Below are 26,567 nucleotides of genomic sequence, written 5' to 3'. Positions count from 1 at the left end.
AAATCAAGGAGGTCTATTTTCATGTCAAATCAAGTGAAAGTTTGGTCGAACGGCGTGCTTGCCGCTATATTAGTCGGGACAGTAACGGTTGCGGGGTGCAGTAAATCCAGCGACTTACCTGCAGCTTCTTCTTCGCCTTCAGGAAGTGCGGTATCGGCATCGCCGAAAACGGAGGAGCCCTATGAACTGAAATTGTTAAAAGCCCAGGACATATCCAAACCTTACGATCCATCGAAAGATGTGGTCAAGCAAACCGTTGAGAAGAAGCTGAACATTAAGATCATTCCCGAAATGGTTGACGTTCAACAGTATAAAACGAAGTTGAATCTGAAGATGTCGAGCGGTGAAATTCCTGATGTTGTACGAATTGATTTTGCCGACGATTTCCAAAAATATTCGCAGCAAGGTGCCTTTGCCGATCTTACGACCCTGATCAATGAAAAAGATACACCGAATATTCTCAAGGAAGTGCCGAAGGAAGTTTTTGAACAGGCGAAAGTAAACGGAAAGATTTACGGTATTCCTTATCAAGGCGGCCCGGGCGCAGGATATCGCTGGAATCTTGTGCTGCGTAAGGATTTTGTGGAGGGTATGGGGGCAAAGGTTCCGAAAACCCTTGATGAATACTACAATTTGTTGAAAAAAAGCAAAGCAGAGAAACCGGACGTGATCCCGCTAGGAGGCTATACGGCACAAATAGGTCAGCAGAAATACGCGAATAATTCTTTTGACCATATTTTCGGTGCGTTTGGTGTGACACCTGGCTTTTTTACCGAGAAGGATGGCAAATTCAGTAATTACGATATCGATCCCAAGATGAGAGAAGCCCTTCAGTATTTGCAAAAAATGTATGCAGAAGGACTTATCGACAAAGAATTCGCAACGATTAAGGAAGAGCAGCTGAGAGCGAAGCTGTATAGCGGTAAGCTGTTCTCTTGGATGGGCTGGTGGTCCACGCCGAACGATTACGATACCCAAGTTGAAACAAACGAGTTAAAGAAAAGCAGTAAACTCGCAGCAGATGGAAAGCTCGCCGATCAGTCCGGTCAACCATATAAATATTTGACTATGACTGATTCGCTTGTAGGTACGGATGGCAAAGCTGTAGCCCCTGCAGGTGCTCCATTCGGCCAAATGCATGCGATCAGCGCTAAGACGAAAGATCCTAAGAAAGTACTGGCTATGATCGAGAACTCGTTATCGCTTGAGAATCAGATGCTTACCGTGTGGGGCATTGAAGGGGAAGACTATAAAATCGATAACGGTAAAATGAGGGTGGTTACCGATCTAATCGATCCCAAGACACAGCAGGATAAGAATGGGAACTTCCGTGGTATTCAAAGCTATCTGTTTGCTCCAGGCCTGAAAGGCTGGCCGCGTTACCTAGAGTCGCTTCCACTCCGCCAGTCACAGGCACTGGATGTCGCAATAAATAATAAGTTCCAAATTACCGATGCTTCCAACTATCTGGATTCCCCAACCAAATTAGCTAAACTAGTGGAGCTGAATACCTTGCGTGATTCTGTCTTTACGCAAATCATTATGGGCGCAGACATCAAGAAGTTTGACGAGTTTGCAGAAAAATGGAAGTCACAGGGAGGCACAAAAATATTAACTGAGCTCGAAGAATCCTTGAAGAAAAAGTCGGGCAAGTAGAAGGAAAGCCTGGCCTTCTTGAAGAAGCTTTAGAAGTGAATGGGAAGCCCCTCGGCCGATGATCATCGGTTGACGGGGCTTTAGCCATCGCACCAGTGAAAGGGATGGGGATGATGGCGATTCAGATACAAAAACGGAACGGCAAATCAGGATTACTGTCAAGGCTCAGTCTTCCGATCTTTGTGTTGATTGTCACCTTCATCGCTTTATTTGCAACGGCGGCTAGTTACATCCTCATCCGGGTTCAGAACGACCATACCCTCAAGATGGCGGAACAGTCGATGAAATTCGTGTATAGGAATATCGAATACCAGTTCGATACAATGAATAATGTAGCAGCTTTTATTTTAAGTAATCAATCGATAGAGAATCTGCTCGAGGCCACTTATCAGGAAACCTTTGAGGCGGCCGATAATTATTACACGCTGGAGACTAACCTGCAGAATCTGTCTTTGTTGTCCCTCTTGAATGACTTCGGGTCTCCTGACATTGCGCAGCAATCCTACGTGGTTTCTCTTGCATTGGAACCTGGGAGCGGGCTTTATAACATGGCGCCAGATGATTTCTACCCGATAACAGGAATCTTCAAGAATGAAGATTTGCAGGGTCAGGAATGGTTTCACCGACTGAGCAGCGGGGAGCGTCAGAACGTATGGTGGGGCCAGAAGAGGGATCCGATGAATGCCGCTATGATCTATTCCGCGAGGAAAAAGACGAGTCTCAAAGACGGTCGCAGCCTCGGTACGGTGATCGTCGGTGCGGATACCCGGAGCATCAAGAGCATGTTTGACAATGCTCATTTGGAGAAGGGCTACCATCTGCTGCTCGATGAAACGAATCAAGTTATCTACAGCGAGCGCTATGAATTTCTCGAAAACGCAGCAAAGTTTCCCTATGTGAGCTCACTGATCGGAGCAAAGGGGTCGATCATAACAAGGATCGATGGAGAAAGGCACAGGGTCATGTTCGAAACATTGAAGAACGGCTGGAAGTTGTTATCGGTCGTTCCAGAGAGCCATTTCAGCCAGTACACCTTCGCGATATCCGCCTTAGGTGTTGCTATAACGTTGATTGCTTTGCTAGTCGCGGGCTTCTGGCTCAGAAGAATCGTTGTGCGGGTCACCGTTCCAATCACCAGACTAGTTAACGCTATCCAGCGTCCAGAAGTTGTGGAATTTAAAATGCCACTTCCTTATCAAAACACAGGAATCTTTGAGGTGGATGAGCTGAACCAAAAGTTCGCTGCCATGCTCGTGACCCTGCATAGTCTGATCGAGAAATCTTTTACCGAAGAGATTGAACGCCGCCAGCTTCAACTGGAGCTGCTGCATGCCCAGATCAACCCTCATTTCTTATATAATACCTTGGATTTAATTAACTGCCGGGCTATTATGGCGGGTGATCAGGAAACGAGCCGGGTCGTTCGTTCACTTGCCAACGTCTTTCGTTACGGCCTGAATCGAGGTCAAACCTGGATTTCCTTGGAAGGTGAGGTCAAGCAGGTTGAAGCCTATCTCCTCATTCAAAAGATGATGATGGATGATCTGAACGTCGATATCCAAGTGCCGGATGAGCTGTTGTCTGCAAATATTGTGCACTTAATTTTGCAGCCTCTGGCTGAAAATGCCATCATTCACGGATTTATCGATCAGCATTCCGGTTGCCGAATCACTATTTCAGCCCGATTAGAGAGGGAGGAGCTTGTGCTGCGTGTCGAAGACAACGGACGAGGCTGCAATGCAGATAAAATGAACCATATGCTTCAGCAGCAGCCTGTGCGTGATGTCGGCACTAAAAATAGCGGCATAGGAACCGGTTACGGTACTATGAATGTACACCGGAGAATCCAATTGCATGTTGGTGAAGCTTATGGTTTGCGTTATATAGGGGTAGACGAGGGAACCTGTGTTGAAGTTGTTCTGCCCTACCATCCGGAGCAGCCGGAATGAAGAAAGGAAGGGTCTGAATGTTCAAGCTGCTGATTGCAGAAGATGTGAAGATCGTTCGTGAAACGTTAGTTCACGCCATTAACTGGCAAGCTTTAGGTATCGATTTGTTAGGTGCCGTTGAGAATGGAGAGGAGGTACTGGCCTGGCTGGACCGCGAGGAACCGGATCTTATCTTGACCGATATTGGGATGCCTAAGATGAATGGCTTGGAATTGATTGAGGCCGTAAAAGCTCGCAATCCGGATATTCGCTGTATTATTTTATCCGGACTCAATGAATTTGAGCATGCCAGGCAGGCCATTAAACTGCAGGTGCTAGACTATGTTCAGAAGCCGATCGACCCGGGTGAGATTGAAAGAGTTCTTGCGCACGGGGTTGAGGTGCTGCGCAAAGAACGGGCCGAGCGTCAAGCCTTGGCTCTCACTGAACAAGCTGCCAAGGACAAACTTCCGAATTTGTCAGAAACGCTGCCGCTTGGGGAATGGTCCGGAAGTTTGAAAAAGAAGAAGCTGGTCGAGCAAGCGATCCAGTATGTGAAAGAAGAATACACGCGCAAGGAATTAGCGTTATCCGATGTCTCCGCTTCAGTTGGATTAAGTGATAAATATTTGAATCTGCTGTTTAAAGAAGTAACCGGTATGACGATCAATCATGCGATCATTCGTCTTCGTATGGAGGAAGCGGCGCGGCTGCTGAAGGATCCCGCCATTAAAATCTACGAGGTTTGCGACTGGATCGGATATACAGACCAGGATCATTTCCGGGAAAGCTTCAAGAAGCAGTATGGTATGACGCCGACCGAGTATCGTAACAAGTTCTTGTAGGGTTCCCAAATAAACAGACACAAGGCGGCTTTAATAAAAGAAAAACCATTTGCAGATGCAAATGGTTTTTCTGTATGCGCATTTTTTTTGGGGAAAAAGATAAGGCTTACGATTAATTATTCGGATAGAATTCTCTCAAAAATGTTATAGATTGGTTTATTAAAGCTTTTAATACATCAACATTGATATCTGCTACTTTATTGATGTACACACACGCTTTTCCTGCCGTATGTATGCCAAAGTCCTTTAATAACTCCTCTCGTTTTGTGTCACCCGTCGCAAAATACAAGCTAATTTTGGCTTTTCGAGGTGAAAATCCAACTAGCGGTGCAACGCCCTCGTGACCGGATTCATATTTATAATGATAGGAGCCAAATCCAATAATACTGGGTCCCCACATCTTCGCTTCATAACCTGTCTCTTCAGTAAAAATATCTAATAATTTATATGCGTCTTCACGCTTCTTAAGGCTTTCGATATTTTCAATAAACTCAAGAACACTACTGTCCGTTTCTTTTGTTTTTTGTTCGTACATAGTAGAAACCACTCCTCGTTCAATTATTACTCCAAAAACTTCATCACATTTTAACGTTTATCAACAGATTATTGCTTGTAACGTTCATTTTACCAAATAAATGCCCCTTTAAGCTATTGAAGCGAAACAAAACGGAGCTCCGCGAATTTTGCGGGCTCCGTTTTCAGAATTATCATCCTTACATAATGGAACAGGATCGGAACATTTTCTTGACATCCGTTATCGCAGTAAGACGATTAAGTTGTCTTCTTGCCCATGACCAGACTTAGAGTGATTGATACATTATTTTCTGTATCCAGAACAACGGTATGAGGATTCTTCATCCCAAAATCATCAAAAGTCACGGAGGTACTGCCCCCAAGATTAATAACATCCTGATTATAAGCAGCATCGGTTTTAAATATTACGTCTTTCGTTATATTTTTAATTGTGAGGGTTCCTAGCATGTCAAAGGAAATTTTCTCACCTTCTTTCCATTCTTTCGGAAAGTTATCGATTGATTTGAGCGTAAACTTGGCTTCAGGGAACGTTTGTGAATTTAAGTATTGCTGACCTTTAATGTGACCGTCCCTTTGGGAATTTCCAGATTGCAGCGTATCGATACCAACGACGGCTTCAGCTTTCATTTTGGCCAGGTCAGTAGTGTTTAATGCCCATTTTCCTGTCACTGTGCTGCCTTCAAAGTTAACTTTTTCCTTGGATGTGGTCACTGAGAAGTAGACTTTAGAATCTGGTTGAATGCTCCAGTCCCCGTTCAATTTTCCTGTATTAACAGCAGCAGCTGATCTGACCTGAGTAGAAGCGCTATTCACAGGTATAGCTTCTCGAATGGTCACATGATTGCCGGCATAGTAATCATAAGCATAATAAGCTCCGCCAATCACAACAAAAGCTCCAACTGCCAACATTGTTAGTTTTAGTTTCATCTTTTTCCCTCCATGTAGATGTAATTTATAAATAGTATTTTATAAAAGAACTGCCTCTGTAACATTACCTCCACTTCATGAACACTACATAACGTAGTGTTTTAGTGTAAAAAAATATTGATTCAACACTATAAAGTGTAGTGTTGATAAAATTGATTTTTATACTAACAATATTATCTGAAAATCTACTGAAAACAACCTTAAAATAACATGAAAGTTTCGATTTTCGTAGGACTTTTATTCGAACTTTGATCCATTAATTCCCGCACCTTCGCGAAATAGCTTTGATGTATAATCATTGTTAGATGAGATGGGGAGGCATGCGCGATGAAATATCACGTAATCAGCAAGCGAACGGGTAACGTAACATCGCTGCTCTATTCAGAAGTAAATGATATGGATTACGATAGCGAAGGGCGAGTTATCGTATTCGGGACCGACCAAGAAACCTATTATTTACTTGCCGATTCGGCATTAATAACAGAGGGTTAATGACGTGTGATTTAGCAGCAATTAACGGAGATATTAACGGGGCTCTGCAGCTATATGCTTGCGAGTTAAACAAATAACGCCAGGTGCAGCGGGATATCCGTTACACTGGCGTTATTATTTGTATTTGAATGATTGAAATCTGAAAATGGAAAAATTTAAAAAAGGGCTTGATATAGGGTATGGGGGTATGGTATATTCTAGATGTGAGGAGGAAATGCTATGGAACAACATGATAAACAAGAATTAAATGAGGACAGTTGCCATTCGGGCAGTGATCGAAAAAGTCATCATTCTGATAAAACAAAAAACAATTTGATTTCAAGGCTCAATCGCATCGAAGGACAAATTCGCGGTGTGAAAGGTCTAATTGAGAAGGATACGTATTGTGACGATGTGTTAAATCAAATTGCTGCGGTTCAATCAGCTTTAAACGGTGTTGGAAAACTGCTTCTCGAGCATCATCTAAACAGCTGTGTGATCGAACGCATTCAAGAAGGCGATAATGAGGTTATTAAAGAACTCATGGTTACCATGAATAAATTAATGAAATAATAAGGGAGAGATTAGAATGCAAACAGTTACACTCAAAGTTGAGGGTATGTCTTGTGGTCATTGCGTGAATTCCGTTGAAGGCGCAGTTAAGAAACTTGGTGCTTCCGGCAAAGTTGATTTGAGTGGTGGTTCCGTTACTGTAGATTTCGATGAGTCTAAAGTTTCATTAGACGCTATTAAAGAAGCAATCGAAGATCAAGGCTATGACGTCGCGAAATAAAGATAAATGAGCCGCTTCATGCGGCTCCAATGTAACACCTATTTTTTTTCAAGAAAATATACCCCGCAGGGGTATATGATATAGGAGGGGCTGAAATGGCGAAACCATTAGAGCAGCAACAAGCGAGTCTGCAAATTACTGGCATGACTTGTGCGGCATGCGCGAACCGGATAGAAAAAGGCTTGAAGAAATTAGAAGGTGTTGCAGATGCCAACGTGAATTTTGCACTTGAGAAAGCTTCTGTAACGTATAATCCGACTCAAATCAGTTTATCTGCCATGGAAGAAAAAATACTCGATTTGGGTTACAACACTGTAAAGGATGCGGTTGATTTTAATATCGTTGGCATGACCTGCGCAGCATGCTCTACACGTATTGAAAAGGGATTAAATAAAATGCCGGGGGTCAGTAAAGCAACCGTTAACCTTGCATTAGAAACTGCCCATGTTGAGTTTAGCGCTGCCGAAGTTTCTGTAAGCGATATGGTTAACAAAGTTGATCAACTGGGATACAAAGCCATACGTAAAGAGGAATTGACGGCTGAAGGTGATTATAAGCAAAAGGAGATACGCAACAAGAAAATACAGCTCGCAGTATCGGCAATCCTTTCGTTTCCACTTCTGTGGGCAATGGTGAGCCACTTTACATTTACATCGTGGATTTACTTGCCAGAGTTCTTGATGAATCCATGGGTGCAGCTTGTGCTTGCGACGCCAGTACAGTTTATTATCGGTCGTCAATTTTATGTAGGGGCATACAAAGCCCTTCGTAATAAAAGCGCTAATATGGATGTGCTTGTTTCTCTCGGAACATCAGCCGCGTACTTCTATAGTCTATACCTAACGCTTCAGTGGGCAACTTCTGCTGATATCCACCACCATGCGCCAGATATGTATTACGAAACTAGCGCAATTCTTATTACTTTGATTATCTTAGGGAAATTATTTGAAGTGTTGGCAAAAGGGAGAACTTCTGAAGCCATCAAGAAATTGATGGGGCTTCAAGCGAAAACAGCGTTAGTCATTCGGAATGGTGAAGAAATGGCTATACCCGTTGAAGAAGTTGTCATTGGGGACATTGTTCTTGTAAAGCCGGGTGAGAAGATCCCAGTCGACGGTGTAGTTGTAGACGGTCTGTCGGCTGTTGATGAATCCATGCTTACGGGGGAAAGTATCCCTGTGGAGAAAAAAGCCAGTGACGCCGTTATTGGCGCTACAGTTAATAAAAACGGCAGCTTAAAAATAAAAGCAACCCGTGTTGGGAAAGAGACAGCTCTCGCTCAAATTATCAAAGTTGTAGAAGAAGCTCAAGGTTCTAAAGCGCCTATTCAGCGTATCGCTGACGTGATCTCGGGTATCTTTGTCCCGATTGTTGTAGGAATTGCTGTTGTAACATTTCTGATTTGGTATGTCTGGGTTGCTCCTGGCGAGTTTGCAACTGCGCTGGAAAAGGCTATTGCGGTCCTTGTCATTGCTTGCCCTTGTGCTCTAGGACTTGCAACACCAACATCGATTATGGCCGGATCCGGTCGCGCGGCGGAATTTGGCATTCTATTTAAGGGCGGGGAACATTTAGAATCGATGCAAAAAGTGCAAACTATTGTGCTTGATAAAACGGGTACGGTAACTAAAGGCAAACCGGAACTTACAGATGTTCAAATTGAAAACATGGATGAAGAGGATACAATTCTTAGACTAATCGGCTCTGCCGAAAAACAATCGGAGCATCCGCTTGCTGAAGCGATTGTTGCTGGGATTGTTGCAAAAGGTATCTTACTGACCGCTACTGAGCAATTTGAAGCTATTCCCGGCTACGGAATTCGAGCCATCGTAGAAGGCAAGGAAGTGCTGGTTGGAACCCGTAAGCTCCTGCAGCGTGAAGCCATCGACTTCGGTAAAGCAGATACTGCTATGGAAAAGCTCGAATCTGATGGTAAAACCGCTATGCTCGTAGCGGTGGATAATAAGTACGCAGGTATGGTAGCCGTAGCGGATACGATCAAAGACACATCGAAAGAAGCAGTCTCTCGCTTAAAACAAATGGGCATCGATGTCATCATGATGACTGGTGACAACAAACGAACAGCACATGCAATAGCGCAGCAAGTTGGCATCGATCATGTTCTCGCGGAAGTTCTTCCGGAAGGCAAAGCCGAAGAAGTGAAGAAGCTTCAAGGACAAGGAAAGATAGTGGCCATGGTGGGTGATGGCATCAACGATGCTCCTGCTCTTGCGACTGCTGACGTCGGCATAGCTATCGGCACCGGCACTGACATCGCGATGGAAGCAGCAGACGTGACTCTGATGCGCGGAGAACTTACAAGTATTACAGACGCCATTTATATGAGCCGTAAAACGATGACGAACATTAAACAGAACCTGTTTTGGGCACTGGGTTACAATACGCTCGGGATTCCGATTGCGGCACTTGGACTCTTGGCACCCTGGGTAGCTGGAGCTGCAATGGCACTCAGCTCAGTATCAGTTGTGTTAAACGCTCTACGCTTGCAACGAGTGAAGTTATGAAGACAATTTTAATCGTTGATGATGAAGAAAAAATTCGTGAAGTTGTTGCATCCTATTTGCAAAATGAAGGATATGCTATTATTCAATCCGGTACAGGGAACAAAGCACTTGAACTCGTTCGTGGCGGAAATGTTGATCTTGTTATTTTGGATCTGATGCTTCCGGACATATCCGGGGAAGATGTATGCAGAGCGATACGGCAGTTTTCTCCTGTTCCTGTCCTCATGCTAACAGCGAAGGTTTCTGAAGATGATCGCGTCCAAGGATTAACACTTGGTGCTGATGATTATGTCGTGAAGCCATTTAGCCCACGTGAATTAACAGCAAGAGTAAAAGCCATTTTGCGTCGCACGCAAGATGATACGCTTCTTGCAGAAATCATCTCGTTTCATAATGACGACCTTGTCATTCGACCGATGAAACATGAAGTTTATAAAATTGGGAATCTGATAAGTCTGACTCCAAATGAATATAAATTGCTTTTGATTTTGGCACATCATCCAAACCGAACCTTTACACGGGAGGAATTAATTGAAAAAGTGCTCGGTTTTGATTTTGAAGGCGATACTCGCTCGATCGATCAGCATGTCAAAAACCTCCGTCAAAAGATAGAGTCTGATCCCAAAAAGCCTCAATACATTGTTACCGTCTTTTCCGTTGGTTACCGGTTTACTGGAGGCGAATCAACATGAAAGGATTATACGCACGAATCGTCATCGCATTTATTGGCGTAGCCTCCGGTGTCTTGCTCATCTCAACGATAGCGTTTATCTTAGAGACACATTACCACTTCTCCTTGTATCAACACCAAGCTATGGATATGAACTCTCCAGCATTTGATACACATTTTGAGCAGGCATTAGTACAGTCTGTTCTTTGGTCTGCCATTTTGGGTATTTTGCTCTCGGTTCTGTTAAGTCTATTTGTCGCTAAGAGGCTCACAGCCCCTCTCATACACATGAAAAAGGTTGCAGAGCGAATGGCAAATGGAGAGCTTGGAGCAAGAACGACAGTCAAAGGCAATGACGAGATTGCCGATCTAGGGGGCTCCCTTAATCATCTTGCTGAGCAGCTCATGCACCAGGAGCAGTTACGTAAAACGATGACTGCCGATGTGGCGCATGAATTACGAACGCCGCTTACAACACTTAAAAGTCATATGGAAGCGATGATTGATGGCGTTTGGGTGCCAACTCCCCAGCGCCTAGAATCATGTTATGAGGAGATTGAACGTTTGCGGTTCCTTGTTGGTGATTTAGAGCAATTAACGGAGCTGGAGTCCCCACATTTTAAGCTGAAGCTGCATGAAGAAAATGTTTCAGCAATAGTTCATCGTAATATCGAAGCGAGCCGGGCCTCTTTTGATCAAAAGGGAGTTAATCTTTTTTTTGAAGGTTTAACAAATGTAGAGGCTACCTTGGATAGACAGCGATTAGGTCAAATTGTGGTGAACCTTTTAACGAATGCACTAAAGTTTACGCCCCAAGGGGGAAAAGTATCTGTTGAAGTGAAGGAAGAACAACACGCGGTGGTTATTATTGTATCGGATACTGGGATTGGTATGAATAAAGATGATCTACGTTTTGTATTTGAACGTTTTTACCGTGTAGAAAAATCCCGCGATCGTAAATCTGGAGGGAGTGGGATTGGATTAACGATTGTAAAAAAAATGGTGGAAGCACATGGAGGAACTATTCGAATGGAAAGTCGGGTTGGTGAAGGAACATCTGTAGAGATACATTTCCCTAAGCTTTAGTACCGATCCTCACAAGATCTACACAAGTACCTTTTATAATAAGGTTATAAAAAGAGATTTTGAGCTTCACTCAAAGATCCCTATATTAGGAGGAAATCATGAAAAAAGTAGCGGTTTCAATTTTACTTACGGCTGCACTCTTAACGGCATGCGGAAAATCAGGCAGTTCAATGGACCATTCTTCGCATAGCGAGATGGCAAAAGAGGCTGACTCGAAGCAAGAAGGAAATGTCCAGACTCAGTTTAAGCTTTCTACCGATAAACCGCAGCCGAACCAAGATACGGCGATTACGATTAAGATTCAGGACAAAAACGGCAAACCAATCGATAAGTTGGATACAGTCCATGAAAAACAGATGCACCTTATCATTGTAAGTAAGGATTTGTCATTCTTTAACCACATTCACCCTGATAATAAAGGAAACGGCGAGTTTACAGTTACGACTCAATTTCCAACAGCTGGCGATTACAAGGTGATTGCAGATATAACGCCAACCGGTATGGGGGCAATGAATAAGAGTCAGTGGTTTACAATCCAAGGAAACGTACCGGCACCAAGAGCCATTGATCCCGATGCAACACTAACTAAAGTGGTTGACGGTAAGGAAGTCACGTTGTCTATTGATCACCTTATGGCCAACATGGAGCTAAACTTGAACTTCAATATTAAAGACGCTAAGACGAAGCAGCCTGTAACAGACCTACAGCCGTACCTAGGAGCTGTAGGACACGTAGTGATCTTAACCCAAGATGCAGAAAACTATCTGCACGTGCATCCGACAGAGGAAAAGGCGTCAGGACCGGATGCCAAATTTATGACGACGTTCCCGCATAGCGGTGTATATAAGATTTGGGGACAATTCCAGCAAAATGGTAAAGTATTTACCGTACCGTTTGTTGTAAAAGTACCGTAATGTGATTGTAGTCCAGTTTCCTCAACTGGGCTATTCGACATTTTGGAGACCTGACAGGTGGGGTGTCTTTTTCATAAACATGGTTATTTTTTTACAACGATTGCATTTCCTTTTACAGCGTCATAATAAATATTAGATACCACTTCCGCTAATAGGTCGGCAGTTCGGTAAGATTCAGCTAATGTATTTTCCACTCCACCTATTTCTATTAATGTGCTATTCGGGTTCATAGATTGGTTGTACTCACCATTGCCATTAGCGTGTTTCTGATAAATCCCTTTCGAAATCCCTGGGTATTTTGCATTTAACTGATCATGAATCTTCTTTGTAAATTCCAAATTTTTTCCCCAATTAGGGTTCTTTTCACCAATGACAAAATAAATTTGCGCATAATCTTTCCCATTAATCCTTTTTGTTGTTTTTGAACGCTTCTGTGAATCTCTATGTATATCGAATAAATAATTGATGTTTGGATGAGAATTAAATGCTTCTTGTACGGTTTTTTTAGAGTATTTATACGAACTGGGGTAATTAAAATCTTTTACTGAAGAAGGATAATCTTTATCAGAATGCAATGTTGTTACTCCACGCTTTTCAAGTTTTTGCTTAATTCTTTCCCCTACAAGCGTTATGTTTTTATTCTGATCTAGTGCAAAATCAGGGTTTTTAACTCCTTTTAGCTCAGGTAACCAAGACTCTCGGTTATGGGTGTGATAAATGAGAACAGCTTTACGTTTTGAAGTCATTGCTTCTTTACTAGGTGGCTCAGTTTGTTCCTTCTGTTGGTCGTTACTTTTTTCTGTTTCTAGTGGGGATGAGGGGTTCGTTTTAAGTGCATCGACGGGTACATCGTTAATATCCAACGGGTAATCAATATCAGATGTGTTTTCACCAACTAATAATTTTGAATTTTCATTATGAACATCTTGGGTAATAGAAATGCTAAGGAAAATAAAAAGAGTGAATGAAAATACAGATAAAAACAAAATTATTCGGGAATTTATAGCTATGTCACAAAGAAATCGTTTTATTTTATGATACACGCTATACCAATTCATTGTTTGTTCCTCCGGGTAATTTTTGAATCTATTAACTATTCTATGAGGAATAAACGAATGATAGAACTTAAGGGGTTTTGTTAATATAAAAGGGCTTATCAAGAAAAGGGGAAAGAAAATGAAATATAAAGTTAATCTCGTTTCTTTAATTATCGCAGCCTCATTAATGCTATCCGCTTGCTCTGCTTCTAAAGTGTCAATGGAGCATATACACGGTTTGGGTTATAGTACTGATGGAAAACAAATTATGATTCCTGCGCATACAGGCTTGGTTGTTTACTCGGGTAGTAAATGGAGCCATGTCGATGCTCCGAAAAATGATTATATGGGCTTTGTCGCAGTTGATAATGGTTTTTATAGCAGTGGTCATCCCGGGGTTGGTTCTAACCTGAAAAACCCCATAGGAATCGTGAAGAGTCCCGATATGGGGAAAACAATAACGAAACTCGATTTGGAGGGAAACAGCGATTTCTATGGAATGACAGTAGGTTATAAGACTCATACCATTTATGTATTTAATGCACAACCCAATCCAAAGATGAAATCGGCAGGATTGTATTATACAAAAGATGATGCAAAAACGTGGAGTAAATCAGAAATGAACGGTTTTTCTGGAGAACCTTTAACCTTGGCAACTCATCCAACCGACGATAAGGTGATAGCACTCGGATCCAAGGAAGGACTATATCTTTCCAATGATTCTGGAAATCACTTCGAAAAGTTGTTCCCGGGACTAGTTGTAGCATCTTCAGCATTTAGTAATAACGGTGAATTGTTTGTAGCGGCGGCTAACTCTCCGACGATGTTTCAATTCAATATAAGCAGTAAAGAAAAGAAAGAAATCAAACTTCCTACCTTGGAAAAAGGGGATGCCATTTCTTATATTGCTCAAAATCCTACTGACTCGAATGAAATCGTGTTGGCAACTTTCAATAAAGATATATTTATGAGCAAAGATGTTGGAGTGAAATGGACCAAAATTGCCGATAAGGGCAATGGAATTTCGAAATAATAGTGAAAAAAATTGAGGGGCTCAGCATAGCGAAATAAACTGAAATCGCAAACCCACTTAGCCCGTGCTTTAAATGCCGTTGGCGTTGCGAAACAGCTATTTGCAGAACAAAATATCGAAGTAAACATCGAGGACGAGCTGCTACATAATGTAGGAGAACGACGGGAAAGAGGCTTGGCTAAACTTCAAGAAATTGACGGTAACCATGGCGACGCGGTTGTTGATTCACTTGCCGATATTGCCCCACTATTAGCTGAACAAATCATCGATTTTGCGTTTGGTGAAATCTACAGCCGCTCAGGATTAAATCCTAAACAACGTCAACTCGTCACGATAGGAGCCTTAACTGCTCAAGGTGGATGTGAGCCGCAATTGCGTGTTCATCTCAATGCCGCAATTCGTGTAGGTCTAACGAGAGAAGAAATTATTGAGGCACTGCTACAATGCTCCCCTTACACGGGATTTCCTAAGGTGTTAAACGCAATAACCGTTGCGAAAGAGATCTTCTTATCGCATTAATTTTGACTCCATTAGGGCTGCCATTTGGCGGCTCCTCTTTTTTTATTCATTCTATAAGGCTTACCATGTCTAGTTCCTGTGGCATATGCTACAGGTTTTTTTATAGTTTGACATGCAACTAAATAGTTGCATATAATAGAGGCATGGACAAACTTTTTAAAGCACTTGCAGATGGAACACGCAGAGAATTACTCGATCTCTTGTTCATGAATAACGGACAATCCTTAGCAGAACTCTGTAAACAAATGACAATGAGTCGTCAAGCTGTTACGAAGCACCTTTTGCTGCTGGAAGAGGCAAATTTAGTTACTATCGTTTGGCAAGGCCGTGAAAAGCTGCATTATCTTAACCCTGTACCTATCGGGGAAATTTATCAGCGCTGGATCGGCAAGTTTGAGCGTCACCGGATCGAGGCATTAAACACACTAAAGCAAGCCTTAGAGGAGGGTACTAATCATGAATAAAACTTCATTCGTTTATACGACTTACATTGCAACTACGCCCGAGAAGCTTTGGGCAGCCCTAACTACCAGTGAATTCACCAAGCAGTATTTTTTCGGTCGTGAAATCGTCTCGGATTGGCAAGTTGGATCCAGCTTTAAATTGATGAATAAAGATAAAGTTGAACATTATGGTGAAGTTCTTGTATATGAGCCGTATCGATTACTAACAATTACCTGGAGCGTCAAGGACGTTGAAGTAGAGCGAATGTCTACGGTTACTTATGAATTAACACCCATGGACGCTACTGTAAAACTGTCGCTCCGACACGAGGAATTATTAGAAAAGGATATTCGTAAAGATGAAGGCAAGATTGAAGGATTTAATAATGGCTGGCCTGTTATTCTAAGCAATTTAAAGAGCCTTCTTGAAACAGGCAAAACTCTGGCAGCCTTTTAGTTTAACATTTGGTTTAGGATAAACCTCGGAGGGCGTCTTTGGGGTCGCTCTTCGAAGGACAGTTGTCAATCTGTTACTGATACAATTAGATCTAAGGAGAGGTGAACAAATTGGAGTCAAATCAAGCGAATTACTCCGTTAACCATGCAGGTGCATTTTCGAATTTTGGAAACGTCACAGAAGGAATGCTAAAAGGAAAAATCTTTCTAAAAGATTCGTTACAACTTACGAGTATGGAAGTTTCACTCAATAATCTGCCGCCAAAGGCGGGAGTCCCCTTCTATCACAAACACCAAGAAAATGAGGAACTCTACATCTTTCTTAAAGGACAAGGTCAATTTCAAGTGGACGGAAACGAATTTGATGTATTCGAAGGAACTTCCGTTCGAATCGCTCCTGACGGAGTGAGAGTGTTGCAGAATACGTCCGCTTCGGAAGACCTGTATTTTATCGTTATTCAAGCCAAAGAGAACAGCCTTACCCAATGGGTGGAGAAAGACGGGATAATCCTGGAACAACCTGTCGAATGGGGGAAGAGCGTTGAGTAATTCTCGGAATTAATTGTGTGGATTGAACCGGATGCCGCCACCATGTAAGATAGAGCACATACTGTAGCAAGAGGAAAGGTGCATCCATGTGGACGTATACCGTAAATTTAGTTCGTGATTTATCTCCTGGCGTGAAGCGGTTCATCGCGACCGAGAGCTTGTTTGGCATCGGAGTAGGAATCTTCAGCCTCATCCTGAATTTACATCTCTTGAACCTCGGCTTCTCCAAAGGTGACATCGGTAGAATAACGTCGCTGGGGGCGTTGACAATTGGCCTGGCCAGTCTGCCTGCGGGTTTCATCGTGAAGAGCGTCGGCCGCAAAACGATGCTCGTCACAGGCATGCTCCTGGCATTCCTGTCGCTCGCGCTCTTTGGCTTCGGAACCAGCCTTAGCGCGGTTACCGTCGCACAGCTTATCTGGTCGCTCGGCATTACGGCGATCGTGAACTCCGAAATTCAGTTGATCTTCCAATATTGCCGTAGCAAGAAAGAAGAGACGAGCGCGTATTCGTTGCTGTTCGCCGTATTTACGTTTTTTACCGGCCTCGGCACATGGCTCGGCGGCTACCTGCCGGATTGGCTGCCCGGGCATACGACGTTGTACCAATATGCATTCTTCGTTGCCGGCGGATGCTTGGCGCTCTCAGGTATTTTACGGGGATTGTTGCTTCCTTCTACACATGCAAGAGTGAAAGATGCTGCGGCAGCAAAGATCAGCGATGTTCAACCAGCGAAGCCTTCGGACCGTCCGAAGCGAGGGCATGCGATGTATTTTCTGCTGCTGCTTTCGCTGCTTATTTTCAACTCCGGATTTACGTTCGGGCTGCTTAGCCCGTTCCTGAACGTCATCCTGAAATTCCGGTTTCAGATGGAGGACGGCAACATCTCCAGTTTGCTCGCGTTGTCCGGATTTTTCTTCTTTCTCGGCTCGATCGTTATGCCGTACGTTGTAGAGAGATGGGGCAGCCGCAGGACGTTTGTGTTCCTGTTTCTGTATAACATGTTTGTCGTGGCTTTGATGGCGCTCGCCATGCCGCCCTACGTATTTGCGGTACTGCTGCTCATTCGCGGAACGGGTTTCACGATGTTAAACAACTTGATGGACAGCGAATGCATGTCGGCTGTTCCCGAAGAAGACCGCAACTTGTTCGCAGTCATGCGGACGGTATCGCGCAGCATCGGCAACACTATCGCCTCTTACTGGGCGGGCTATATTTTGGCTGGAAATCATTATTCGCTGCCCTTCCTTCTTACGGCGGTTGCCATACTGGCGGGTTATGCCGTATATGCGTGGTTCGTGCAGGGCATGCTGGATCGGAGACTGCAAGGACAGTCTTGACGTGGACGTGAATGTCATTCCTTTGGGTGTTACGAAGTTCAATTTGCAAGACTCAAGTTAACATATTTTATTCACTAACAATTATTCATCAGATTTCACACAAAAATGCAGCGTCCCCTAGGATGCTGCATTTTTATTTTCTCTGCACAATCCAGCTCGATGCCAAAGACAGCAAAAAAGCCACTTTTAGAAGCAGCTAGTCCGGCGAAGGCGATACCCATTGTCTTCGACACTCTGGACGCCGGCATGATGGCGGGAATGGATGCCCACACCTGAGGTGCCGTGAACGCTGCGCTGACGCCAGCGAGGAAGCGGAATAGGCACATCGTCCAGAAGCTGTCGGCGAAGCCACACAGGATTGTTGAGGCGGAGAATCCGAGTAAGCCGCTCAGCAGAACGGTTCTTCGGTTCCAGCCGTCGGACAGAGGCCCGGCGATCAAGGCGAATAAGGCCGAGCCTAGCGTGTAGGCGCCAAGCATCCACCCGGCGATTCCCGTCGTTACGCCGAATTGTGTTTGAAGCGTCGGGAGCAAGGGCGAGATGAGGTACGTATCGGTTCCGATCATAAACTAACACTTATTAATCAAAAAAAATCGATTATGTGATTGCAATCTGATTTGCATTGGTATATATTGTTATTAAATCAAAAATATTTGATTAATGAATCGGGTGAAAACAATGAAAACCATAATACCAATACATGAAGTGAAGAAAAATACTTCACCGAACGACTCATTTTTTGAAACGTATGAGGCAAAGTTTAAAGCCCTGGCGGATCGCAAGAGATTGCAAATCATGTATGAGTTAACACAGCGGGGAAAAACGTGCGTTTGCGACCTATGCGATATCGTGGAAATGGCTCAATCCAAGCTGTCTTATCACTTGAAGATCCTTTTAGACGCCAATCTAATTACAAAAGAAATCATTGGCACCTGGAGCTATTACGAAATCAATAATTCTGAAGTGAACGGATTGCTTTCAGAAGAGCTATGCTGCATTTTTAGACCGAGTCGCACTTAAATTTTTTTAGACTTTATATCAATTTTTTTTGATGTATATATCAATATATTTTGATTAAGGAGTGGTTTTACATGTTATTTCACGATATCAATCCACAACTGATGTATGTAGAACAGCAAGGCAAACAAGTAATCATAGCAAAGGAGGTCCAAGGTCAGGGGCAAAAACAATTTAACTTTAGTCTCAAAAAGTTCGTAAGGTTATTCCGGATTAACAAAAATCAAAGCGATTGCTGTGCATGTGCTTGCTCCTAAAAAGTAAGTAAGTTTACGTCTTTCGAAAATATCTAACGTCTTAAATGGATGATAAAGTAAACTATTATTGGAGGTATTATCAATGAGTGGAAATACAGTTCAATCTAAGGCGAAATTACCAGTAGCGATCATAGGTGCTGGACCTGTTGGCCTCGCAGCAGCGGCACATTTAGTTACTAGAGGTGAATCCTTTGTATTGTTTGATGCAGGAAATGCGGTGGGGGCTAGTGTCCTAAAATGGGCTCATGTTCGTCTCTTTTCTCAATGGGAATTCAATATAGATAAAGCAGCGAGGCAGCTACTATCTTCACATGGTTGGATAGCTCCGAATCATTCGGAAATCCCTACTGGATTAGAGATGGTTGAGAACTATTTTAAGCCTTTCGCCGAGTTACCTGAAATCAAACCTTTCATAAATTTGAATGCTAAAGTGACCGCGGTGAGCCGAAAAGGCCTAAATAAGGTGAAAACACATGGACGCGACGATCTTCCGTTTGTCTTGCATGTTGAGAAAAATGGGGAGCGCTTCTCGGTTGAGGCCAAAGCTGTTATCGATGCTTCGGGTACCTGGACCAGTCCGAATCCAGTCATTTCTGAAGGTGTATGGACAACTGAGGAACAAAATTTAAGTAAACAAGTATTTTACGGTATCCCCGATGTTCTTGGTAAGCATAAAAATCGCTATAGTGGAAAGAAAGTTCTTGTTGTTGGTAGTGGTCATCCCGCGATCAATACACTTTTGGAACTCGGGGAGCTTAAGGGGCAGGTACAGGAGACTGAAATTGTTTACGGGGGGCGGGATCAAGATCAGCTAGCTGCGAGAGGAGAACTCGGAACGCGTATTCAGAAGCTAGTTGAATCAGGTAAAGTTAAAGTGATGACGCCATTTCATATTCAAGAATTAAAAAAGGATGGGGAAAAAATTCAGGTTATTGGTTCTTTAAATAGCGAATTGGCCCAAATTGATGCGGTTGATGAAATCATTTCGAATACAGGATCACGTCCTGATTTTTCGTTCTTAAGAGAAGTTAGGGTGATTGCAGATCCAGGCTTGGAAAGCGTGTCCCAGTTAGCGCCTCTAATAGATCCGAATGTTCATAGCTGCGGTACGGTTAGACCACACGGTGAGAATGAGCTAAGACAACCAGAGAAGGACTTTTATATTGTTGGATCTAAGAGCTATGGTAGAGCACCGACTTTCTTGATGGCGACAGGGTATGAACAAGTGAGATCCGTTGTTGCAGCTTTAGTCGGCGATCGTGAAGCAGCTGAGAGGGTTGAACTTGAACTGCCTGAAACGGGAGTATGTAGTGTCCAAAGTAGCTCATGCTGTGAACCTGAAAAAACTGAAGCAACTGTAGTGAAATCTGATGAAGTAAGTTCATGTTGTTCACGAATTGCCAAACCGGTGGCATCGACATCTTCATGCTGCAGCTAGATTACATCGGCGTTGTTTTAAGGGCAATGCCGCTTTTTATTTTGAAATTAGTGATGAGCATACCGGTTTACTTAACTGCTCTTGGTCGTATTTCGCACACAAATAATACCGGGTATGGTTAGCGTTAACAGATTCGAAGACTCTTGCGAAATGGTACTGGATAATGATTTTAAACCGGTCGTTGGTCATAAATTTCAGTTTCGGACCGAGCCGAATAAGTGGGTTGGTTTGCGGGGGCGGTCGTTTGGGCTGGCATCTGGATTGGAATTACGATGCTGCTGGCGTGCCTAGCACATTTCAGGGTCAAAGATCCGATCGGCAAAACGATGCGGCCATCGTGTTTGCTGTGCTAAACATCATTCTAATAATCATTCATGCAGGCGATCTGCTGCATCCCTTTTCATAATTAATGAAGCAACATTCCGAATCATTCTCGAATGAATCGGGATGTTTTTTAGTTTCGGTATAGCACCATTTGCAGGAAATTTCGGTTGACGTAGGACTGCGGACGGAACCAGCCGCATATACACTTGATAAAAGCTCCATCCGTCTGAGACTGGACCCACATATTCCTGTTATTCTAGAGAAAATTGTGCAGGAATCGGAGCTGACGTGAAGAATAGAAAAATAACTAATCGATTTGAATCGATCAAAGAAATGCTCATCTTTTCGAGAGAAACATTTCCTTGTTTATAAGCGAAGGATGATCTCAACGATGCTTACTCCTGAAGATATGGTAGACCTTAAGCCTGTTGTCATTCATCTCAGTGACTACGGAGGAACACCGAATTCGAGGGAAGATACGGTAATCCCCATGCGGCAAGCACTTGAAGCCGCGTCCCATATCAATGGGCCGGTTGTAGTGAATTGCTCGAAGGGAAGGTATGACTTCTACGACGAACATGCAGCCAGATTACCGTATTATATCTCCAACACGACCAGTGAGGAAGAAAATCCGGATGTCACGAAAACGATCGGCATTCTAATCAAAGGGTTAAATAATGTCACACTCGAGGGCAATGGCTCCTTATTCGTCTTTCATAGCAAGATAACGATGTTCGTACTAGACGGGTGCGAGAATGTCACGATCCGTAACCTTAATACGGACTACGAACATCCGACCGTTGTGGAGATGAAAGTGGAGGCTGTAGGAAACGGTTATCTGGATGTCAGGGTCCATCATCACAGCCACTATGACATTCAAAATGGCAAGCTTCTTTGGAAGAGTGATGATTGGAGCTTCAGCAGTGGTCCTATGCAGGCTTACGATCATACGTCCAATACGACATGGCGGATCGATAATCTGACAGATCTGGCATTATACGTAGAGGAGCTTGAACCAAAATGGTTGCGGTTCCATTATGGTGATGGCTACATACCCTTTACGGCACCCGGCTGGATTCTGCAGACACGCGACGGCATACGAAATCAGGTTGGTGCATTCGTCCTCAGGAGCAAGAATACCGCCTGGCGAAATGTAGGCATGCACTTTATGCACGGACTAGGCATCGTTTGCCAATTCAGTGAGAACATATCGTTCGATAGCATGAACGTGATGCCGCGTCCAGAGACTGGACGCACCGTCGCGGCTTTCGCAGATTGCATTCATGTATCAAGCTGCCGTGGGACGATAAGGGTTGCGAACAGCAGGTTCATCGGGGCTCACGACGATGCAATCAACGTACACGGTACGCATCTGCGTGTGGTAGAGAAAGTCGCTCCGAATCAGGTGCTTCTTAGATTTATGCATGCACAGAGCTTTGGGTATGACGCCTTCTTCCCCGGAGATGAGATCGAATTCGTGCGTGCTGGCTCACTTAGAGCTTATGCCGGCGCTAAGGTTTCCTCTGCCAAGCTCGTTAACCCACGTGAGATTCTAGTGACACTAGAAGGTCTTGCGCCGGAAGGAATACTAGATGACGTGACATGGACGCCGGAAGTTGAGATTGTAAACAATTATATGGCCCGGATTCCGACTCGCGGTGTATTGGTGACAACACGTAAAAGGGTATTGATCGCAGACAATGTTTTCGAGCGCATGACTATGAGCGCTATCCTAGTCGCCGACGATGCTGAGAATTGGTATGAATCCGGTAGAGTGGAGGATCTGATGATCCGCAACAATGTATTCGTCGAATGCGGAGAATCCGTGCACCCCGTTATTTCCATCGCCCCGGAGAATACGGAGGTACGGTCTGAGCATCCCGTTCATCAGAATATTGTTATCGAGTGCAATCGGTTTGAGATGCAGGACGCAGCGGTGTTGGATGCCAAGAGTACGCGACACTTGACATTTGCCGATAATACGATCGCTAGTTCCGTCAAGTTGCTGCAATCCCTTATGATAACCGACGTGATTAGCCTAACAGCATGCAGCGATGTGACAATCAAGGACAACGTTTTCGCCGGCGAAGGCTTGAACCGATCCATCCGATTAGGAATGATGGCACCGTCAGCCGTATTGGTCCAACCGGCACAACAGTTAAAAGTGATCGGAAGAAAGGATATATAGGTTCTACTTGTTTAAGTGACCTTCGAACAATGCATTAAGCCTTCTCAGTGAGGGCTTTTTTATATTGAGGACATAACTTGCGGCTACTTATAGCTGCGGAGAACCAAAGCAACCGAGTAGCCTACAGTTAACTTAAAGTAACTTAGTTTACATTTATTCACTCCTTCTCATGACAGGAATCATTATCTATAATTGAAAATGTTAGATGATCGGAGGTGAATGACGAATGATTTACGAATTGAGAATTTATACGATTCTTCCAGGCAGGATCGATGCGATTCGAGAGCGTTTTTCCGATCATACGCTTGGTATTTTTGCCAGACTCGGCATGCAGGTGTGTGATTTCTGGGAGGATTTGGAGGAACAACCCAAGCTATATTACACGATGAAATACGAAAGCATGGAAGAACGGACAAGACAGTGGGAAACCTTCTCTCAGGACAAGGAATGGAACGAAGTGAAGCAAAAATCCGAGCAGGACGGAAAAATTGTTGAACACGTCGAGCAGATTTTTATGAAACGATCGGATTATTTTAAAGTATAGATAGGAAAATAGCCAATGGTGGCAAGGCTCCGTAAACATACGCACGGTAACGGCATTGCTGTAGCATAGACGTTAAACAATAATTAACAAATTGGTGTGGAAGTAGGAGGAGATATACTCATGAGATATCGTAAACTGGGCAAGAATGGTCCGGAAATTTCAGTTATTGGCTTCGGCTCCTGGGCAATCGGTGGAGGAGGCTGGGCAAGCGCTTGGGGCAACCAGGACGATGAGCTTTCAGCCGAAAGCGTGCGCGTTGCTTTGTACAACGGGATCAACTTTTTTGACACTGCGGCTGTCTATGGTCTGGGCCATTCAGAGGAAGTTATCGGGAAAGCGTTGAAGGGCGACCGTGATAAAGTGGTGTTGGCGACCAAATGCGGTCTGGTTTGGGACGAGAACAAAAACATTTCCAAGAACGGAGCCTATGACTCCATCCTTCGCGAAGCGGAAGCATCGCTGCGTCGTCTCGGTACTGATTATATCGATTTGTATCAAATGCACTGGCCGGATACGGATGCAAAAGCTCCGGCGGAAGAGACTATGCGCGCCATGGATAAGCTCGTACAAGATGGCAAAGTACGTTATGTAGGTGTAAGCAATTACAATGTTTCTTTATTGGAAGCGTCGCTTTCCGTAAGACATGTTGATTCTCTTCAGCCGCCGTATTCCATCCTGAGGCCTGCCGTTGAGAAGGAGATTCTGCCGTTTTGTCTGGAGAAAGGAATCGGTGTCGTTGCCTACAGCCCGCTAACTTCAGGTCTCCTGTCAGGAAATTATACCTACGACACCAAATTCTCAGATGACGATTGGCGCTCCCGCAACGCTGCACATACCGGAGAGGGTTTGAGGAAAAACGTGGACCGCGTCGAGAAGCTGAAAGTTATCGCGAGCCGGTACGGCATGACCATGCCTCAGCTTGCCATCGCATATGATCTCGCCCATCCGGCTTTGACCAGCGCTCTAGTAGGCGTTCGCAAGCCGAGTCACATCTTAAGCGTACTGCCGGCCGTCGATCAGACTTTGGATGAGGCTACACTTGCGGAAATTCGCAAAATAGCTGTCGAATAAGGCTTGACACGCTCTGCTAAAGATATAGGTGAGGAGAGAACTGGATGAAGTGCCAATGCACTTCATGACAATGAGGGGAGAGTCTTTATGAACATTGATTTGAGAGGTCAAACAGCACTTATTACCGGGGCTTCGGGACAACTTGGCCGTGTCATGGCCCGAACATTGGCTCTATGTGGCGCGGATATTGTCATTCACTACATGCAGAATGAGTTGAAGGCGGCCGAGTTACAGGCTGAGATCGAAGCAATCGGGCGCCGTGCTGTTACTGTTCAAGCCGATGTGACCAAAGCGGATGAGGTCACCGCGATGAAGGAGCGCGCGCTCGAACTTACGGGGGCTGTAGATATTATCGTTGCAAATGCCGTTGTACAGTACAAATGGACATCGGTACTCGAACAGCCAATAGAAGACTACATCAGCCAGTTTGAATCGTGCGTTATACAAAGTGTACTGCTAGCAAAGACATTCTTACCAGACATGGTGAAACGCAAAAAGGGCAGGATTATCGGTATTAATACGGAATGCTCCATGCAAAACTTCCCTTCCCAATCCGCTTACGTGAGCGGCAAACGAGGGATGGACGGGTTGTACCGGGTACTGGCAAAGGAAGTCGGCGAACATCAGGTGACTGTTAACCAAGTGGCGCCTGGCTGGACGATCAGCGATAAGGATCGGGAAAACCTTACGGAACGCCAAGAGTCGTATGAAAGCAATGTACCGATGAAACGCCGTGGCACCGATCAGGAAATCGCCAATGTGGTAGCGTTTCTGGCATCTGATTTGGCGAGTTTTATTACGGGAGCATTTATTCCCGTGAATGGCGGCAACGTAATGCCGACGATATGAAACTGGGAGCGAGATATCATGAAAAAGAGAATAATCGTGACAGGCGGAAGTGGAAAAGCCGGTAAATGGATTGTGAAAGAGTTGGTTGAGCAGGGGTATGAGGTATTGAATTTGGATTGGAAGCTTCCGGAAGAACCCTTGTGCAAGACGCAGATTGTAGATCTGAACGATTTGGGTCAGGTTCACAATGCCTTATCGCAAAACAGTGTCAGGAATAGACAACCCGTGGAAGCGGTGATTCATTTCGCCGCGATACCGGAAGCGTTTATTTATCCGAATGACGTGACATTTCGGAATAATGTCATGAATACGTATAACATCTTGGAGGCTGCAGCTAATCTCGGTATCCGCAAGGTGGTACTCGCATCTAGCGAATCATCATACGGTATGGTGTTTGCAAGTGAATTTTTCACGCCGAATTTCCTTCCAATTGATGAAAGCCATCCTCAGTTGTCGGAAGATAGCTACGGATTATCCAAGATGGTTAATGAAATGACAGGGGAAGCTTTCCATCGAAGGACAGGCATGCAGGTCATTTCCTTCCGTCTAGGAAATATTTTGGAACCGAAGGATTATCCGCGAGTAAGACTGACCTTCGCTGATCCAGAAGAACGAATTCGCATTCTTTGGAGTTATATCGATGTTAGGGATATGGCAGTAGCCTGTAGATTGGCTGTGGAGAAAGAGGGGCTTGGCGCACAATCTCTTATTTTGGCGGCTGACGATACTTCATCCGATCTGTCTAGTGAAGAGCTGGTCCGTAGGTTCATGCCTGAGCTTGCTGAATACGTCCAACATTTGCCTGGACGAGCCAGCTTTCTATCGAATGCCAAGATCAAAGAAGTTCTCGGCTGGAAACAGCAGCATTACTTCATGGAACAATAAACGCCTCTGGAATAGTAAACAGGTACCCATAGATTGGACACTTAGAAAAAAGTGTTCAGGCTGTGGGTACCTTGTTTTGCTTAATAATGCGTTTAAATACTTGCTATACATCGTATTGGAAGCGTATTCAACATAACTGTTTTTTAAACAAAGAGAACGTTTTTTTACATGGGAAAGAAGAAAAAAACCATCTATGATGTGGAGAGGAAAACATTCCCAATGGGATGGAGGTGTGACGTTAAGCAACGTGAACAGACATCATAGGAGA

At 44.1% G+C, this 26,567-nt stretch carries 27 protein-coding genes and 2 pseudogenes; 25 read left to right on the top strand and 4 right to left on the bottom strand.

The window, feature by feature from the left end:
- Window positions 1-21 precede the first annotated feature (21 nt).
- The 3 genes from AC58UU_RS06000 to AC58UU_RS05990 all read left to right on the top strand — a co-directional run bounded on the left by AC58UU_RS06000 (window position 22) and on the right by AC58UU_RS05990 (window position 4,429).
- Entirely contained in the window at window positions 22-1,656 is a 1,635-nt protein-coding gene (locus AC58UU_RS06000) for an extracellular solute-binding protein (protein ID WP_497313885.1), read from the top strand.
- A gap of 110 nt (window positions 1,657-1,766) precedes the next feature.
- Window positions 1,767-3,605, top strand: a complete 1,839-nt coding sequence (locus tag AC58UU_RS05995; RefSeq protein ID WP_497313883.1) for a cache domain-containing sensor histidine kinase — start codon at window positions 1,767-1,769, stop codon at window positions 3,603-3,605.
- Between the two features lie 17 nt (window positions 3,606-3,622).
- A complete protein-coding gene (locus AC58UU_RS05990) occupies window positions 3,623-4,429 on the top strand; it encodes a response regulator transcription factor (protein WP_497313881.1) in 807 nt (268 codons plus the stop codon).
- A 112-nt stretch (window positions 4,430-4,541) separates the two neighbouring features.
- Here the strand turns inward: AC58UU_RS05990 and AC58UU_RS05985 are convergent, their stop codons facing one another.
- The gene (locus AC58UU_RS05985; protein ID WP_497313879.1) at window positions 4,542-4,964 is read right to left on the bottom strand and encodes a DUF1801 domain-containing protein; all 423 of its coding nucleotides are present in this window, start codon (window positions 4,962-4,964) and stop codon (window positions 4,542-4,544) included.
- Window positions 4,965-5,200: 236 nt separating this feature from the next.
- Window positions 5,201-5,890: a YceI family protein gene (locus AC58UU_RS05980; protein WP_497313877.1), complete on the bottom strand. Its 690-nt coding sequence runs from the start codon at window positions 5,888-5,890 to the stop codon at window positions 5,201-5,203.
- Window positions 5,891-6,217: 327 nt separating this feature from the next.
- Here AC58UU_RS05980 and AC58UU_RS05975 point away from each other — a divergent pair, with 327 nt between their 5' ends.
- The 7 genes from AC58UU_RS05975 (at window position 6,218) to AC58UU_RS05945 (ending at window position 12,349) form a co-directional block, all read left to right on the top strand.
- Window positions 6,218-6,382 (top strand): hypothetical protein, encoded by a 165-nt coding sequence (locus AC58UU_RS05975; RefSeq protein ID WP_497313875.1) that lies wholly within the window; start codon window positions 6,218-6,220, stop codon window positions 6,380-6,382.
- 219 nt (window positions 6,383-6,601) lie between these two features.
- Window positions 6,602-6,934 carry a metal-sensitive transcriptional regulator gene (locus tag AC58UU_RS05970; protein ID WP_307443690.1) on the top strand — a complete coding sequence of 111 codons (333 nt, stop codon included), beginning with the start codon at window positions 6,602-6,604 and terminating at the stop codon, window positions 6,932-6,934.
- A 16-nt stretch (window positions 6,935-6,950) separates the two neighbouring features.
- Window positions 6,951-7,154 (top strand): copper chaperone CopZ, encoded by a 204-nt coding sequence (copZ, locus tag AC58UU_RS05965; RefSeq protein ID WP_171642120.1) that lies wholly within the window; start codon window positions 6,951-6,953, stop codon window positions 7,152-7,154.
- Window positions 7,155-7,249: 95 nt separating this feature from the next.
- Window positions 7,250-9,679, top strand: a complete 2,430-nt coding sequence (locus tag AC58UU_RS05960) for a heavy metal translocating P-type ATPase (protein ID WP_497313873.1) — start codon at window positions 7,250-7,252, stop codon at window positions 9,677-9,679.
- Window positions 9,676-10,371: a response regulator gene (locus tag AC58UU_RS05955; RefSeq protein WP_497313871.1), complete on the top strand. Its 696-nt coding sequence runs from the start codon at window positions 9,676-9,678 to the stop codon at window positions 10,369-10,371. Before AC58UU_RS05960 ends, AC58UU_RS05955 begins: the two co-directional genes overlap by 4 nt.
- Window positions 10,368-11,435, top strand: coding sequence for a sensor histidine kinase (locus tag AC58UU_RS05950; protein ID WP_497313869.1), 1,068 nt, complete (start codon window positions 10,368-10,370; stop codon window positions 11,433-11,435). Before AC58UU_RS05955 ends, AC58UU_RS05950 begins: the two co-directional genes overlap by 4 nt.
- A 98-nt stretch (window positions 11,436-11,533) precedes the next feature.
- The gene (locus AC58UU_RS05945; protein WP_497313867.1) at window positions 11,534-12,349 is read left to right on the top strand and encodes a DUF8832 domain-containing protein; all 816 of its coding nucleotides are present in this window, start codon (window positions 11,534-11,536) and stop codon (window positions 12,347-12,349) included.
- An 83-nt stretch (window positions 12,350-12,432) separates the two neighbouring features.
- On the opposite strand, the gene spoIIP is transcribed toward AC58UU_RS05945, so the two are convergent.
- Window positions 12,433-13,407, bottom strand: coding sequence for a stage II sporulation protein P (gene spoIIP, locus AC58UU_RS05940; RefSeq protein ID WP_497313865.1), 975 nt, complete (start codon window positions 13,405-13,407; stop codon window positions 12,433-12,435).
- Between the two features lie 118 nt (window positions 13,408-13,525).
- Between spoIIP and AC58UU_RS05935 the strand changes: the two genes are divergently transcribed.
- The 6 genes from AC58UU_RS05935 to AC58UU_RS05910 all read left to right on the top strand — a co-directional run bounded on the left by AC58UU_RS05935 (window position 13,526) and on the right by AC58UU_RS05910 (window position 17,726).
- Complete coding sequence (locus tag AC58UU_RS05935) at window positions 13,526-14,419, top strand: F510_1955 family glycosylhydrolase (RefSeq protein ID WP_497313863.1); 894 nt, start codon at window positions 13,526-13,528, stop codon at window positions 14,417-14,419.
- A gap of 174 nt (window positions 14,420-14,593) precedes the next feature.
- Window positions 14,594-14,938, top strand: coding sequence for a carboxymuconolactone decarboxylase family protein (locus AC58UU_RS05930; RefSeq protein WP_497313861.1), 345 nt, complete (start codon window positions 14,594-14,596; stop codon window positions 14,936-14,938).
- 143 nt (window positions 14,939-15,081) lie between these two features.
- Entirely contained in the window at window positions 15,082-15,402 is a 321-nt protein-coding gene (locus AC58UU_RS05925; RefSeq protein ID WP_497313859.1) for an ArsR/SmtB family transcription factor, read from the top strand.
- Window positions 15,395-15,838: an SRPBCC family protein gene (locus tag AC58UU_RS05920; protein WP_171642140.1), complete on the top strand. Its 444-nt coding sequence runs from the start codon at window positions 15,395-15,397 to the stop codon at window positions 15,836-15,838. The genes AC58UU_RS05925 and AC58UU_RS05920 overlap by 8 nt, the downstream gene beginning before the upstream one ends.
- A gap of 101 nt (window positions 15,839-15,939) precedes the next feature.
- Window positions 15,940-16,386, top strand: a complete 447-nt coding sequence (locus AC58UU_RS05915; protein WP_497313856.1) for a cupin domain-containing protein — start codon at window positions 15,940-15,942, stop codon at window positions 16,384-16,386.
- Between the two features lie 86 nt (window positions 16,387-16,472).
- Entirely contained in the window at window positions 16,473-17,726 is a 1,254-nt protein-coding gene (locus tag AC58UU_RS05910) for an MFS transporter (protein WP_497313854.1), read from the top strand.
- A 164-nt stretch (window positions 17,727-17,890) separates the two neighbouring features.
- On the opposite strand, the pseudogene AC58UU_RS05905 reads toward AC58UU_RS05910, so the two are convergent.
- Window positions 17,891-18,292: pseudogene (locus AC58UU_RS05905) on the bottom strand (MFS transporter); the annotation flags it as partial.
- 112 nt (window positions 18,293-18,404) lie between these two features.
- Here AC58UU_RS05905 and AC58UU_RS05900 point away from each other — a divergent pair.
- From AC58UU_RS05900 to AC58UU_RS05860, 9 genes and pseudogenes are all read left to right on the top strand, one after another.
- The gene (locus AC58UU_RS05900) at window positions 18,405-18,746 is read left to right on the top strand and encodes an ArsR/SmtB family transcription factor (protein ID WP_497313852.1); all 342 of its coding nucleotides are present in this window, start codon (window positions 18,405-18,407) and stop codon (window positions 18,744-18,746) included.
- Between the two features lie 336 nt (window positions 18,747-19,082).
- Window positions 19,083-20,438 (top strand): NAD(P)-binding domain-containing protein, encoded by a 1,356-nt coding sequence (locus AC58UU_RS05895; protein WP_497313851.1) that lies wholly within the window; start codon window positions 19,083-19,085, stop codon window positions 20,436-20,438.
- A gap of 109 nt (window positions 20,439-20,547) precedes the next feature.
- Window positions 20,548-20,660 (top strand): annotated as a pseudogene (locus AC58UU_RS05890) (SRPBCC family protein); the annotation flags it as partial.
- 253 nt (window positions 20,661-20,913) lie between these two features.
- Window positions 20,914-21,054: a hypothetical protein gene (locus tag AC58UU_RS05885; RefSeq protein ID WP_497313849.1), complete on the top strand. Its 141-nt coding sequence runs from the start codon at window positions 20,914-20,916 to the stop codon at window positions 21,052-21,054.
- 99 nt (window positions 21,055-21,153) lie between these two features.
- A complete protein-coding gene (locus tag AC58UU_RS05880; RefSeq protein ID WP_497313847.1) occupies window positions 21,154-22,950 on the top strand; it encodes an alpha-1,3-galactosidase-related protein in 1,797 nt (598 codons plus the stop codon).
- 226 nt (window positions 22,951-23,176) lie between these two features.
- On the top strand, window positions 23,177-23,494 hold the full coding sequence (locus AC58UU_RS05875) for an NIPSNAP family protein (RefSeq protein ID WP_497313845.1): 318 nt from the start codon (window positions 23,177-23,179) through the stop codon (window positions 23,492-23,494).
- A gap of 120 nt (window positions 23,495-23,614) precedes the next feature.
- The gene (locus AC58UU_RS05870) at window positions 23,615-24,565 is read left to right on the top strand and encodes an aldo/keto reductase (RefSeq protein ID WP_497313843.1); all 951 of its coding nucleotides are present in this window, start codon (window positions 23,615-23,617) and stop codon (window positions 24,563-24,565) included.
- 87 nt (window positions 24,566-24,652) lie between these two features.
- Window positions 24,653-25,414, top strand: a complete 762-nt coding sequence (locus AC58UU_RS05865) for an SDR family NAD(P)-dependent oxidoreductase (RefSeq protein ID WP_497313841.1) — start codon at window positions 24,653-24,655, stop codon at window positions 25,412-25,414.
- A gap of 18 nt (window positions 25,415-25,432) precedes the next feature.
- Entirely contained in the window at window positions 25,433-26,299 is an 867-nt protein-coding gene (locus AC58UU_RS05860) for an NAD-dependent epimerase/dehydratase family protein (RefSeq protein ID WP_497313840.1), read from the top strand.
- Window positions 26,300-26,567: the final 268 nt, after the last annotated feature.

The organism is Paenibacillus sp. JT22N1 (genome assembly GCF_059692155.1).
This window is presented reverse-complemented; position numbering and strand designations above follow the sequence as displayed.